The following is a 13,903-nucleotide window of genomic DNA, read 5'->3' as shown; positions in this document are numbered from 1 at the left end:
CATGGCCGCAAGAAGGTCAGCATCAGAGACCTTGTTTCCGCCTTGCCGGGCTATGATCGCTGTCAGCGACGCTGCGCGGACCTGAGGAGGAGACGCGGGGATGGCCATGACGCCCGACGACAAATACACGGCAGGGCGCGGTGCGGTGTATCTTACCGGCACCCAGGCCCTGGTGCGGCTGCCGATGACCCAGATCCGGCGCGACCGGGCGGCGGGGCTGAACACCGGCGCCTTCATCTCGGGCTATCGCGGCTCGCCGCTCGGCGGCTACGACCAGCAACTGGTGAAGGCGAAGAAGGTTCTCGACCGCCATGATGTGGTCTTTCAGCCCGGGCTGAACGAGGATCTGGCGGCGACCGCGGTCTGGGGCAGCCAACAGTTGCACCTCTCGCCCGGCGCCCGCAAGGACGGGCTTTTGGGAATCTGGTATGGCAAGGGCCCGGGGGTCGACCGTTCGGGCGACGTGTTCAAACACGCGAATGCCGCCGGGACCGCGCCGCACGGGGGCGTGCTGGCCATCGCGGGCGACGACCACACCTGCAAATCCTCGTCTATCCCGCATCAGTCGGACCATGCCTTCATCTCGGCGCTGATGCCGGTGCTCTACCCGTCCTCGGTGCATGAATTCCTGGAGATGGGCCTTTTCGGCATCGCCATGTCGCGGTTCTCCGGCTGCTGGATCGGCTACAAGGTGATCTCGGAAACCGTCGAGATCAGCACGGTGGTCGATCTGCACCAGGAAGAGCGGCAGTTCGTCCGGCCGGTGGATTTCGACATGCCGCCCGGCGGGCTGTCCTTGCGCTGGCCCGATCCGCCGCTGGTGCAGGACGAGAGGTTGCAGGAACACAAGGGCTATGCCGCCATCGCCTTCGCGCGGGCGAACGGCGTGGACATGGTGGTTTCCGACACGCCCGGCGCGCGGTTCGGCATCGTCGCCTCGGGCAAGGCCTATGAAGACGTGCGCCAGGCGCTGGCCGAACTGGGGATCGGCCCCGAGGAGCGCGCCGCCATTGGCCTGCGCTTTTACAAGGTGCGGATGCCCTGGCCCCTGGAGCCGGAAGGCATCCGGCATTTCTCCGAAGGGCTGGAGGAGGTGCTGGTCATCGAGGAACGCCGCGAGATCATCGAGAACCAGATCAAGGAGCAACTCTTCAACTGGCGCGCCGATGTCCGCCCCCGCATCGTCGGCAAGTTCGACGAAAGGGACCGCCCCTTCCTCAGCCTCTCCGCCGGGCTGACCGTGGCCCGCGTCGCCGGGGCCATCGCCGAAAGGCTGTTGCGGCTCGATCTGCCCGAGGGGCTGGCCGACCGGCTGCGCCGCCGCGCCGAACATCTCCACGCGGCCGAGGCGAGGGGCGCGGCCCATCTCCCCCCGGTGATCCGCCTGCCGCATTACTGCGCGGGCTGTCCGCACAACACCTCGACCCGGGTGCCCGAGGGATCGAAAGCCATGGCCGGAATCGGCTGCCATTTCATGGCGCAATGGATGGACCGCCGGACCGAAACCTTCACCCATATGGGCGCCGAGGGCGTGCCCTGGACCGCGATCTCCCGCTTCACCGACGAGACCCACCGCTTCGTCAACCTGGGCGACGGCACCTTCTTCCACTCGGGCCATCTGGCGATCCGCCAGGCGGTCGCGGCGGGGGCGAATATCACCTACAAGATCCTTTACAACGATGCGGTGGCGATGACCGGCGGCCAGCCCCTGGATGGCGAACTGACCCCCGCGCAGATCACCCATCTGATGTATCACGAGCGCGTCGCCCGCATCGTGCTGATGTCGGACCGGCCGGATCTCTATCGCGCCGCCGACCTCGCCCCCGACACTGAAATCCGCCACCGCGACGAGATCGACAGGGTGATGCTGGATCTGCGCGAGGTGCCGGGCGTGACCGTCATCGTCTTTGAGCAGACCTGCGCGGCCGAGAAACGCCGGCGGCGCAAGCGCGGCACGATGGAAGACCCTGACCTGCGGCTCTGGATCAACCCGGAGGTCTGCGAAGGCTGCGGCGATTGCTCGGAGAAGTCGAACTGCATCGCGGTCGAGCCCGAGGAAACCCCGATGGGCCGCAAGCGGCGCATCAACCAGTCGATGTGCAACAAGGATTACTCCTGCCTCAAGGGCTTCTGCCCCTCCTTCGTCACGGTGCGCGGCGGCCGGCTGCGCAGGCGCAGCGCCAGGGCGCCCGGGACGGAGACGCTGCCCGAGCCCGCCCTGCCAGAAATCGACCGCGCCTGGAATCTGGCCATCGCCGGGGTCGGCGGCACCGGGGTGCTGACCATCGCCGCGATCCTCGGCATGGCGGCGCATCTGGAGGGCAAGATCCCGGTGGTGCTCGACATGGCGGGGCTGGCGCAGAAGGGCGGCGCGGTGATGAGCCATGTCCGCATCTCGCGCCCCGACCGCCCTGTCGCCGCGCCCCGCATCGCCGCGGGCGGCGCCGATCTGCTGATCGCAGCGGATGCGGCGGTGGCGGCCTCGAAAGACAGCATCGTGCTGTGCGACCCGCAGCGGACCGAGGCGGTGCTGAACACCCGCCTCACCCCGGTCTCGGACTTCATCCGCGACCGCGATTTCGATTTCCGCAGCGGCAGCGTGGAGCGCGCCGTCGCCGGATCGGTGCGGTCCTCCCGGCATTTCCGCGACTTCTCCGGCCTCGCCGCCCGGCTGACCGGCGACGAGATCGGCGCCAGTCTGATGATGCTGGGCTATGCCTGGCAGCGCGGGCTGGTGCCTTTGGGAAGCGCGGCGATCCTTCAGGCCATCGCGCTGAACGGGGTGGCGGTCGCGGCCAATACCGAGGCCTTCACCTGGGGCCGGGTGCTGGCGCAGGACCCCGCCCGGATGGAAACCGCCCCGCCACCGCCGGGGCCCGGGGCGATGACAACGGCAGAGATCATCGAGCACCGCGCGGCGCATCTGCGGGCGTATCAGGATCAGGCGCTGGCCGACCGCTACCGCGGCTGGCTGGAACGGATCCGCGCTGTGGCCGGCAACACCGACCTCATGCGGCAGGTGGCGATCAGCTATGCCAAAGTGCTGGCCTGCAAGGACGAATACGAGATCGCCCGGCTGTTCACCGCGCCGGAATTCCGCCGCGCGCTGAACGAGACCTTCGAGGGCGATTTCCGCATCGCGCTGAACCTCGCGCCGCCGTTCCTGCCCGGCAAGGCCGCTGACGGGCGGCCGCGGAAGCGCGAATTCGGCCCCTGGATCCTGCCGGTGCTGCATGTGCTTTCGCGCCTCAAAGGGCTGCGCGGCACCTGGGCCGACCCGTTCCGCCACAGCGCCGACCGCAGGCTGGAGCGCAGGCTGATCGCGCTTTACGAGGACGACCTCGCGCTGGCCTGCGCGATTCTGACCCCGGAAAACCTGCCGCTCGTCCGCGAATTGCTGGCCCTGCCCGACCAGATCCGGGGGTATGGTCCGGTCAGGGAGGCGGCCTTCGGCAAACAGATGCAACGGCGGGCCGCGATCCGCGCGGCGCTGGAACAGGGCGGCAGCATGCCCATAGCGGCGGAATGAGGGAGGGGAGATGTTCAACGCATCCATGAGGTTCGACCTCGGCGACGAAATCGGCGCGCTGCGCGACATGGTGCACCGCTGGGCGCAGGAGCGGGTGAAGCCGATGGCCGCCGATATCGACCGGCGGAACGCCTTCCCGTCTGAGCTCTGGCCCGAGATGGGCGCGCTCGGCCTGCTCGGCATCACCGTGCCGCAGGAGTATGGCGGCGCCGGGATGGGCTATCTGGCCCATGTGGTGGCGATGGAGGAAATCGCCCGCGCCTCGGCCTCGGTCGCGCTGTCCTACGGGGCGCATTCCAACCTCTGCGTGAACCAGATCGCGCTGAACGGCACCGGGGCGCAGAAGCGGAAATACCTGCCCGGCCTGATCGCGGGCAGCAGCGTGGGCGCGCTGGCGATGTCCGAGGCGGGGGCCGGTTCGGATGTGGTGTCGATGACGCTGCGGGCCGAGCGGCGGGGCGAGAGCTACATCCTGAACGGCACCAAGTTCTGGATCACCAACGGCCCCGACGCCGATGTGCTGGTGGTCTATGCCAAAACCGACCCCGCCGCCGGATCGAAGGGCATCACCGCCTTTCTGGTGGAAAAGACCATGAAGGGATTCAGCCCCAGTCCGCATTTCGACAAGCTGGGGATGCGCGGCTCGAACACCGCCGAGCTGGTGTTCGACAATGTGGAAGTGCCCGCAGAGAACATCCTCGGAGCAGAGGGCCAGGGCGTGCGGGTGCTGATGTCCGGCCTCGACTACGAGCGGGTGGTGCTGTCGGGCATCGGCACCGGGATCATGGCGGCCTGTCTGGACGAGATCATGCCCTATATGGTGGAACGCAAGCAGTTCGGCCAGAGCATCGGGGATTTCCAGCTGATGCAGGGCAAGATCGCCGATATCTACACCCGCCTGAACCCGGCCCGCGCATATGTCTACGAGGTCGCCCGGGCCTGCGACCGGGGCGAGGTCACGCGCGCCGATGCCGCGGGTTGCGTGCTCTACGCTTCCGAGGCCGCGATGCAGGTGGCGCATCAGGCGGTGCAGGCGATGGGCGGCGCGGGGTTCATGAACGAGAGCCCGGTCAGCCGCATCTTCCGCGACGCGAAACTGATGGAGATCGGCGCGGGCACCTCGGAAATCCGCCGGATGCTGATCGGGCGCGAGCTGATGGGGGCGATGCGGGCATGAGCATCCTCACCTCCTCCATTTCCCCCCGTTCGGAGACCTTTCGCGCCAACCGCGAGGCCAGCCTCGCCGCGCTGGAAGCCGTGGGCGCGGCCGCAGAGCTCGCCATGGCCGGCGGCGGCGCGCGGGCGCGCGATCTGCACCAGAGCCGCGGCAAGCTGTTGCCGCGCGAGCGGATCGCGCGGCTTCTCGACCCCGGCTCGCCCTTCCTGGAGATCGGCCTCTTCGCCGCGCATGAGATGTATGACGGCGCCAGCCCCTCGGCCGGCCTGATCGCCGGGATCGGAAGGGTCGCGGGCCAGGAGGTGATGGTCCTGAGCAACGACGCCACCGTGAAGGGCGGCACCTATTTTCCGATGACGGTGAAGAAACACCTGCGCGCGCAGGAGATCGCGCAGGAAAACCGCATGCCCTGCGTTTACCTGGTGGATTCCGGCGGCGCCAACCTGCCCAACCAGGACGAGGTTTTCCCCGACCGCGACCATTTCGGCCGCATCTTCTACAACCAGGCCAATATGTCGGCGGCGGGGATCGCGCAGATCGCGGTGGTGATGGGCTCCTGCACCGCGGGCGGGGCCTATGTGCCCGCGATGTCGGATGTGACGATCATCGTGAAGGGTCAGGGCACGATCTTCCTGGCCGGACCGCCGCTGGTGAAGGCCGCGACCGGCGAGGTGGTCAGCGCCGAGGATCTGGGCGGCGGCGATGTGCATACACGGCTGTCGGGTGTCGCGGACCTGCTGGCAGAGGACGATCTGCACGCGCTGGCGCTCGCCCGCCGCGCGGTCGCCTCGCTCAACCGGCAAAAGCAGCCGCAACTGGCCCTGCAAACGCCGGAAGACCCGCTTTACGATCCCGAAGAGATCATGGGCATCGTGCCCGCCGGGGTGAAGACGCCTTACGACATCCGCGAGGTGATCGCCCGCATCGTGGACGGCTCGCGCTACGACGAGTTCAAGCCGCGCTACGGCACCACCATCACCTGCGGCTTCGCGCATGTGATGGGGATGCCGGTGGGGATCATCGGCAACAACGGGGTGATCTTTTCCGAAAGCGCGCTGAAGGCCGCGCATTTCGTGGAACTCTGCTCGCAGCGCCGCATCCCGCTGGTGTTCCTGCAAAACATCTCGGGCTTCATGGTCGGGCGCACGGCCGAGAACCGCGGCATCGCCAAAGACGGCGCCAAGCTGGTGACGGCGGTGGCGACCACAAGGGTGCCGAAGATCACCATGATCGTCGGCGGCTCGTTCGGGGCCGGCAATTACGGCATGTGCGGCCGCGCCTACGGGCCGCGTTTCCTCTGGACCTGGCCGAACAGCCGCATTGCGGTGATGGGCGGCGAACAGGCGGCGGGCGTCCTCGCCTCCGTCCGGCGCGATGCCATCGAGAGGAAGGGCGGCAGCTGGACCGCCGGAGAGGAAGAGGCCTTCAAACGCCCCACCCTTGAGATGTTCGCGCGGCAGTCGCATCCGCTCTACGCCTCGGCGCGGCTGTGGGACGACGGCATCACCGACCCGCGCCACAGCCGCCAGGTGCTGGCGCTGTCCCTGTCGGCGGCGCTGAACGCACCGGTGGAAGAGACGCGCTTCGGCGTGTTCAGGATGTGAGGGGGTGCGGATGTTCAGCAAGATCCTGATCGCCAACCGGGGCGAGATCGCAGCCCGGGTCATCGCCACCGCCCGCCGGATGGGGATCCGCACCGTCGCCGTCTTCTCGGACGCAGACGCAGGCGCGCGCCATGTCGCGTTGGCCGACGAGGCGGTGCGGATCGGCCCGGCCCCGGTGGCGGAAAGCTACCTGCGCGGCGAGGCGATCATCCATGCCGCACGGCGCACGGGGGCAGAGGCGATCCACCCCGGCTACGGCTTCCTGTCGGAAAACGCCGGTTTCGCTGAGGCGGTCGCGGCGGCGGGGCTGGTGTTCATCGGCCCGCCCGCCGCCGCCATCCGCGCCATGGGGCTGAAGGATGCCGCCAGGGCGCTGATGGAACAGGCGGGCGTTCCGGTGGTGCCGGGGTATCACGGCGCCGATCAGGACCCGGAGCACCTGGCCGCCGCGGCGCAGGCCATCGGCTGGCCGGTGCTGATCAAGGCCCGCGCCGGCGGCGGCGGCAAGGGGATGCGGCTGGTCGAACGGCCCGAGGATTTCCGCGCGGCGCTGGACAGCGCCCGGCGCGAGGCGGAAGCCGCCTTCGGCGATCCGGCCTGCCTGATCGAGCGCTGCATCCCCCGCCCCCGCCATATCGAGATCCAGATCTTCGCCGACAGCCATGGCAACGTCACCCATCTGTTCGAGCGCGACTGTTCGCTGCAACGCCGCCACCAGAAGGTGATCGAAGAGGCCCCCGCCCCCGGGATGCCCGAGGAGATCCGCGCCGCGATGGGGCGCGCGGCGGTCGGGGCCGCCCGCGCCATCGGCTACCGGGGCGCGGGAACGGTGGAGTTCATCGCGGACGGCTCCGGCCCGCTGCGCGAAGACGGGTTCTGGTTCATCGAGATGAACACCCGGCTGCAAGTCGAACATCCGGTCTCGGAGGCGATCACCGGGCTGGATTTCGTCGAACTGCAACTGCGGGTGGCGGCGGGAGAGCCGTTGCCCTTCCGGCAGGAAGACCTGCGCATGAACGGCCATGCCATCGAGGCCCGGCTCTGTGCCGAGGATGTGGCCAGGGGCTTCCTGCCCGCCACCGGCACCCTGCGCCGGCTGGCGCTGCCCGGTGATACCGGGTTCGCTCGCGGCGCGATCCGCATCGACAGCGGCGTGCGGCAAGGGGATGCCATAACCCCCTGGTATGACCCGATGATCGCGAAGATTATCGTGCATGGCGCCAGCCGGGCAGAGGCGCTGAACCGCCTTGCCGCCGCGCTGGCCGATTGCCGGGTGGCGGGCGTCACCACCAATCTGGAATTCCTCTCCGCCCTCGCCCGCCACCCGGGTTTCCGGGCCGGAGAGGTGGACACCGGGCTGATCGCGCGCGATCTGGCGCTGCTGACGGCGCGGCCCGCGCTTCCCGCCCCTGTCCCGGCGCTGGCCGCGCTGGCGGCGCTCGGCCTGCCGCGGGAAACGGCGGGCGCCGATCCCTGGGACCGGCTGACCGGCTGGCGGGCCTGGGGCGAGGCCGAGGAATTCGTCACGCTCGACAACGGCGGGGAACGCCTGTCGTTCCGGGTGGTGCACCTCGGCGGAGGCAGCTTCCGGGTGGAGAGCGGCGCCGACGCCTGCCGCCTGAGCGTCACGCGGGACGGCAGCGGCCTGCGGGTCACGGCGGACGGCCTGCGGTTCGCGGCCGAAACCCTGGTCGGATCGGGCCGGGTGCTGGTCTGGCACGACGGGTTCTGCCACGCCTTCACCCTGCCCGATCCGCTGGCCATGGCCGAGACCGACGCGGTGGGCGGCAAAATGGGGGGCGGCGACAGCCTCATCGCCCCGATGCCCGGCCTCGTCTCTGCCGTCCGCACCGCGCCGGGCGCGGCGGTGCGCAAGGGCGATCCGCTGCTGGTGCTGGAGGCAATGAAGATGGAGCATATCCTGACCGCCCCGCGCGACGGGATCGTGGCCGATCTCCTGGTGGCCGAACGCGATCAGGTCGCCGACGGCACCCTGCTTTTGCGGCTGGAGGCAGAGGATGGCTGAGCGGGTCACGATATACGAGGTCTCGCCCCGCGACGGGTTGCAGAACGAGCCGCGCCTGATCGGCACCGCCGACAAGATCCGGCTGGTCGACCTGCTCTCCGCCTGCGGCTTTTCCCATATCGAGGTGACCAGCTTCGTCAGCCCCAGGCGGGTGCCGCAGATGGCCGATGCGGCGCAGGTGCTGGCCGGCATCCGGCGCACCCCGGGCACCACCTACGCCGCGCTGACCCCGAACCAACAAGGGTTTCAGCACGCTATGAAGGCCCGGGCGGGTGAGGTCGCGGTCTTCGCCTCGGCCTCGGAAGGGTTTTCGCAGAAGAACATCAACTGTTCGATCGCGGAAAGCATCGAGCGTTTCCGCCCCGTGCTGGCCGCCGCCCGAACGGCAGGCATCCCGGTCCGCGGCTACGTCTCCTGCGTCACCGACTGCCCCTGCAACGGCCCGGTGGCGCCCGAAGCCGTGGCGCGGGTGGCGCAGGCGCTGCTGGATCTCGGCTGTCATCAGATCAGCCTCGGCGACACGCTCGGCGCGGGCACGCCCGAAACCATCGGGCGGATGCTGGAGACCGTGCTGGAGCGCATCCCCGCCGCCCGCCTCGCCGGACATTACCACGACACCCGGGGCCGCGCGCTGGACAATATCCGCATCAGCCTCGCGCGCGGTCTGCGGGTGTTCGACAGCTCCGCCGGAGGCCTGGGCGGCTGCCCCTTCGCGCCGGGCGCCCGCGGAAACGTGGCGACCGAGACGGTGGTGGCGATGCTGCACCGGATGGGCTTCGCGACCGGCATCGACCCCGCCCGCCTGCAAGAGGCGGCAGACTTCGCTCTCAGCCTGAGGAGCCGGCAATGAACTGGCAGACGCTCGATGTCAGGACCGATCCGCGCGGCGTGGCCCGGGTCACGCTGAACACGCCCGCAAAGCGCAACACCCTGTCGGCGGCGATGATCGCCGAACTGACCGAAATGGCGCAGGGCATCGGCCAGGAGGCGCGCGCCATCGTGCTGTCCGGCGCGGGGCCGGTGTTCTGCGCGGGCGCCGATCTCGGCTGGATGCAGGCGCAGATGCAGGCCGGACGGGCGCAGCGGATGCACGAGGCGCGCAAGCTGGCCGGGATGCTGCACGCCCTGAACACCATGCGCGCGCCGCTGATCGGGCGGCTGCACGGCGGCGCCTTCGGCGGCGGCATCGGGCTTGCCTGCATCTGCGACGTGGCGGTGGCCGAAGAGGGCACGAAATTCTGCTTCGCCGAAACCCGGCTGGGCATCATTCCCGCGACCATCGGCCCCTATGTCCTCGCGCGGATGGGTGAGGGCAATGCGCGGCGCGTCTTCATGTCGGCGCGGGTCTTCGACGCGGCCGAGGCCGAAAGGCTGGGCATCCTGGCCCGGGCGGTTCCCGCCCCCGGGCTCGACGCCGCCATCGAGGCCGAAGTCGCGCCCTATCTCGCGGTCGCGCCGGGCGCGGTGGCGGCCGCCAAGCGGCTGGTGCGCGACCTCGGCCCGCGGATCGGCCCCGAGGTGATCGAGGACAGCATCCGCCGCCTCGCCGACATATGGGAAAGCGACGAGGCCGCCCGCGGCATCACCGCCTTTCTGGAAAAACGCGACCCGGGCTGGAGCTGAGCGCCGCCGGAAGCGAGGCCCGGGCGCCGGGCCGCCCGCGGCTTTGCAGCAGGGCCGGACCCCGCCGGAATCCGGTCTTCTCCTGATCCGAAGGGACACTCCGGCCCTTCCCCCGCTTCCCGGGCAATGGGCGTTTCATCGACAGCCGGGCCGTCCGGCGCGGCCCCGCCCGGCCCACCGGACGGGCAAGGAAAAAGCGCGCCGGTTTCCCGACGCGCTTTCTCCGGTCATCCGACAGGGAGGAGGTTCAGTTGACCGTTTCAGCCTTGCCTTCCAGCGCGGGCGTCGCCGTCTTCGCCGGGGCGGCGATCTCGATCCGGCGCGGCTTCATCGCCTCGGGGATCTCGCGCACGAGGTCGATATGCAGCATGCCGTGCTCATGGCTCGCGCCTTCGACGCGGACATGATCGGCCAGCGCGAAGCGGCGCTCAAAAGCGCGGGTCGCGATGCCGCGGTGCAGGAAGCTGCGTTCGGTCTCATCCGCGCTCTTGCGGGCCGAGACATGCAGGCTGCCGTCCTTCACCTCGACCGAGAGTTCCTCGGGGGTGAAACCGGCGACGGCGATCGAGATGCGATAGGCATCATCGGCGGTTTTTTCGATGTTGTAGGGCGGATAGCCGGGCTGGGCGACGTCCGACGTCAGAACCCGGTCCATCAGATCGGCCACACGGTCAAAGCCGACGGTGGCGCGGTAAAGCGGTGCGAAGTCGAAGCTGCGCATGATCATCCTCCTTGGGAAGCGATGCTCTTTGATCTGCCCTCCCCTCGCGGGGCCGGGCGCTTTCGCCGGGCCCGTCATGGCACCCGGCAAGGAATGATCTGGGAAGGCGCCGCGCCGGTTTCAAGGCCCCCGCAGGCGCTCAGGGCGTGATGAATTTCGCCCCGCCCCGGCCCGCGCCGCCATCGGCGCCGCCGCCCGAGATCACCCGCACGCCGCCCGTCGCACGGATGCCGCCGCTGGCGCCAATCTCGCTGCGCAGCCGCGCCAGCGGTTCCTCGACCGGCACCGCCAGCGCCACCTTGCGGCCCATGTAATCGGCCTTGGCCGAGATCACCGACACCACCTCGGCGCCCGTTTCGCGCAAGGCGAAGACCGGCGCCCCGGACGAGCCGAAATCGATATCGCAGGTCAACACCATCGCCTCGGTTTCCAGCGCCATCACCCGGCAGTCGCGCTCGATCGAAGGGACTTCGGAACGGTCCATCGCATAAGAGACCACGCTGACGCTGGCCCCCATCCCCGGCCGCCCGCCGGTGGCGAAAGGCGCAAGCTGCGGCAAGAGGATCGGCTGGTCCAGCTCCAGCAGCGCCAGATCCGAGGCCACCCGGTCCAGATCCTCGGCTCCGGAATAGACGTAATCGGGATGCGCGACCGAGCGGCGCAGACCGCGGTAAGCCTCGGCCCGGCCATTGCGCCAGCCGGCCTGGAAGCTGATCGTCGCATCGGGGATCCGCGCCCCGGTCTCCTTGTCGAACAGGCAATGCGCCGCCGTCAGCACCAGTTGCGGCTCGATCAGCACCCCGGTGCAGAAACCGCGCGCGCCCAGCACCAGCTTGCCCACCGATTGCCAGCCGCGCACCTCGTCGGCGGTGCGCATGCCCACGACCGACGGGTTCTCGGCCCGGGCCAGGCCGGGCGCGAGAACGGCAAGACAAAGCGCGGCGGCGCGAAGGGGCATCGGCGGTCTGGTCCGGCTGGGAAGGGGCTCGCGCCCCGGGGATTACGGCGTTAACCCATCATTCGGGTGAAATTGCGGCGAATGCAACCGCCGCGAGCGAGGGCGGCCTCGGCCCTCCGCTCGCCCAGTCGATGAGTTCCACGGTATGGACCACCGGAATCGCGGTGCCCCCGCCGATCTGCATCATGCAGCCGATGTTTCCGGCGGCGATCACATCGGGCGCGCGCGCCTCCAGCGTCGCCACCTTGCGCCGCTTCAGTTCCGCGGAAATCCCGGGTTGCAAGAGGTTGTAGGTGCCGGCCGAGCCGCAGCACAGATGGCTGTCGTCGGGTTCCACCACCTCGAAACCGGCGCGTTTCAGCAGATCCTTCGGCACGGCGCGGATCTGCTGGCCGTGTTGCAGCGAACAGGCGGCGTGATAGGCGACGCGCAGGCCGCGCGGCGCGCCCTCGGGCAGGCCGAGATCCGCCAGCACTTCGGTCACATCACGCGCGAGTCCCGCCACCCGGGCGGCCTCCTGCGCCAGCTGATGCCCCTCGAACATATGGCCGTAATCCTTCACCGTCGTTCCGCAGCCCGAGGTGTTGATGACGATGGCATCAAGCCCCTCCACCGCCAGGAAGGCGCGGATATTGCGGGCCGCGAAGGCGCGGGCGGCGTCTTCCTTCCCCATATGTTGCGTCAGCGCGCCGCAGCAGCCCATCCCCTCGGGGATCACCACCTCGCAGCCAAGGCGGCGCAAAAGCCGGATCGTCGCATCGTTGATATCGGTGTTCAGCGCCCGCTGCGCGCAGCCGGTCATCAGCGCGACCCGTTTGCGGCGCGCGCCTTCGGCCGGAAACACCTGCGGATCGTCGTTGCGCGAGACCGGCGGGATGCGGGGCGGCGCCATCTCCAGCATGGCGCGCAGCCGCGCATCGGGCACGAGGCGCCGGAAGGGGCGCGCCAGTTTCGCCGCCAGCAGCGCCAGCCGGAACCGCCCCGGCCAGGGCAGCACCCGCGCCAGCACCCCGCGCAAGAGCCGCTCATGCCAGGGCCGGCGATACGTCTTTTCGATATGCGCGCGGGCGTGATCGACCAGATGGGCGTAATCCACCCCCGAGGGGCAGGTGGTCATGCAGGCAAGGCAGCCGAGGCAGCGGTCGATATGTTTCGTCACCGTGGCATCGGCGGGGCGGCCGGATTCCAGCATCTCCTTGATCAGGTAGATCCGCCCGCGCGGGCTGTCGAGCTCATCACCCAGCACCTGATAGCTCGGGCAGGTCGCGGTGCAAAAACCGCAATGGACGCAGGAGCGCAGGATCCTGTTGGCCCGGGCGATGCCGGGGTCCGCAAGTTGTTCGGGGGTGAAATTCGTCTGCATCAGTCCAGTCCAGGGTTCAGAATGCCGCGCGGGTCGAATGTCTCCCGCAGCGCGCGTGTAAGCGCCGCGACCGGCGCCGCCTCGGGCTGGAACAGCGGGCCCTCGCCGCGGATCAGCGTGGCATGGCCGCCCTCGCGCGCGCAGAAGTCACGGGCAAGGCCGGGCAAGCCGGCATATCCCGCCGCCCAGACCAGGCCGCCGCCCCAGTCCGCCAGCAGCGCCGCGCCCGCGCGGTCCAGCACCTCGCGCAGCGCATTGAGTCGCGAGGGCCGCAGCGACAGCCGCATCACGCAATCGTGCCCGGCGAAATCCTCCACGTCGCGGATGCCGCGCCACAGCGCCCGGGACGCGGCTTCCTCCAGCCGCTCCGCCTCGCCGCCTGGCAAAGCCTCCAGCTTCTCCAGCCGGTAGCGGACCGAGTCCGCAAAGCCCTCCAGCCGCAGATGCACCGCGCCCGAGGGCGACATCGCCGCGCCCGAAACCTCGTAAGGCGTGGCCAGAGCCGCCGCCATCACGGCGCCCGGATCGCGCGCGCCATGCAGGGTCAGCGTCGCTTCGGTTTCGGGCATGGGTTGCAGGCGGAAGGCGATCTCGCTCATCACCCCCAGCCTGCCCCATGACCCCGCCATCAGCTTGACCAGATCATAGCCGGTGACGTTCTTCATCACCCGCCCGCCATTGCTGACCGCTTCACCGCGCCCGTCAACAAAGCGCAGCCCGATCATATGATCGCGGCAGGCGCCCACCACCACCCGGCGCGGCCCCGATGCGTTCGCCGCCGCCACGCCACCAAGCGTCGACACGCCTTCGCGCCCCAGAAGCAGCCGCAGATCCGGCGGCTCAAAGGCCAGCCGCTGCCCTTCACCCGCCAGCAGCGCCTCCACCCCGGCCAGAGGCGTCCC

Annotated in this window: 10 protein-coding genes; 6 read left to right on the top strand and 4 right to left on the bottom strand. The window is 69.6% G+C overall.

The window, feature by feature from the left end:
• Window positions 1–100: 100 nt before the first annotated feature.
• Genes XINFAN_RS09765 through XINFAN_RS09740 form a run of 6 tightly spaced genes read left to right on the top strand, consistent with a single transcriptional unit; the run spans window position 101 to window position 9,959 of the window.
• A complete protein-coding gene (locus tag XINFAN_RS09765; RefSeq protein ID WP_124086325.1) occupies window positions 101–3,529 on the top strand; it encodes an indolepyruvate ferredoxin oxidoreductase family protein in 3,429 nt (1,142 codons plus the stop codon).
• 10 nt (window positions 3,530–3,539) lie between these two features.
• Window positions 3,540–4,706 carry an isovaleryl-CoA dehydrogenase gene (locus XINFAN_RS09760; protein WP_124086323.1) on the top strand — a complete coding sequence of 389 codons (1,167 nt, stop codon included), beginning with the start codon at window positions 3,540–3,542 and terminating at the stop codon, window positions 4,704–4,706.
• Window positions 4,703–6,310: a carboxyl transferase domain-containing protein gene (locus XINFAN_RS09755; RefSeq protein ID WP_124086321.1), complete on the top strand. Its 1,608-nt coding sequence runs from the start codon at window positions 4,703–4,705 to the stop codon at window positions 6,308–6,310. The genes XINFAN_RS09760 and XINFAN_RS09755 overlap by 4 nt, the downstream gene beginning before the upstream one ends.
• A gap of 10 nt (window positions 6,311–6,320) precedes the next feature.
• A complete protein-coding gene (locus tag XINFAN_RS09750; protein WP_124086319.1) occupies window positions 6,321–8,336 on the top strand; it encodes an acetyl-CoA carboxylase biotin carboxylase subunit in 2,016 nt (671 codons plus the stop codon).
• Window positions 8,329–9,186: a hydroxymethylglutaryl-CoA lyase gene (locus tag XINFAN_RS09745; protein WP_124086317.1), complete on the top strand. Its 858-nt coding sequence runs from the start codon at window positions 8,329–8,331 to the stop codon at window positions 9,184–9,186. Before XINFAN_RS09750 ends, XINFAN_RS09745 begins: the two co-directional genes overlap by 8 nt.
• Window positions 9,183–9,959, top strand: a complete 777-nt coding sequence (locus XINFAN_RS09740; protein WP_124086315.1) for a crotonase/enoyl-CoA hydratase family protein — start codon at window positions 9,183–9,185, stop codon at window positions 9,957–9,959. Before XINFAN_RS09745 ends, XINFAN_RS09740 begins: the two co-directional genes overlap by 4 nt.
• Window positions 9,960–10,206: 247 nt before the next feature.
• Here the strand turns inward: XINFAN_RS09740 and XINFAN_RS09735 are convergent, their stop codons facing one another.
• The 4 genes from XINFAN_RS09735 to XINFAN_RS09720 form a co-directional block, all read right to left on the bottom strand.
• Window positions 10,207–10,680: an Hsp20 family protein gene (locus tag XINFAN_RS09735; RefSeq protein ID WP_124086313.1), complete on the bottom strand. Its 474-nt coding sequence runs from the start codon at window positions 10,678–10,680 to the stop codon at window positions 10,207–10,209.
• 139 nt (window positions 10,681–10,819) lie between these two features.
• The gene (locus tag XINFAN_RS09730) at window positions 10,820–11,638 is read right to left on the bottom strand and encodes a trypsin-like serine peptidase (protein WP_124086311.1); all 819 of its coding nucleotides are present in this window, start codon (window positions 11,636–11,638) and stop codon (window positions 10,820–10,822) included.
• Between the two features lie 58 nt (window positions 11,639–11,696).
• Window positions 11,697–13,001 carry a glycolate oxidase subunit GlcF gene (glcF, locus tag XINFAN_RS09725; RefSeq protein ID WP_124086309.1) on the bottom strand — a complete coding sequence of 435 codons (1,305 nt, stop codon included), beginning with the start codon at window positions 12,999–13,001 and terminating at the stop codon, window positions 11,697–11,699.
• A partial coding sequence (locus XINFAN_RS09720; RefSeq protein ID WP_124086307.1) for a glycolate oxidase subunit GlcE family protein occupies window positions 13,001–13,903 on the bottom strand: 903 nt, incomplete at its 5' end. The genes glcF and XINFAN_RS09720, both read right to left, overlap by 1 nt.

This window comes from Pseudogemmobacter humi, from assembly GCF_900609055.1.
GTDB lineage: Bacteria > Pseudomonadota > Alphaproteobacteria > Rhodobacterales > Rhodobacteraceae > Pseudogemmobacter > Pseudogemmobacter humi.
This window is presented reverse-complemented; position numbering and strand designations above follow the sequence as displayed.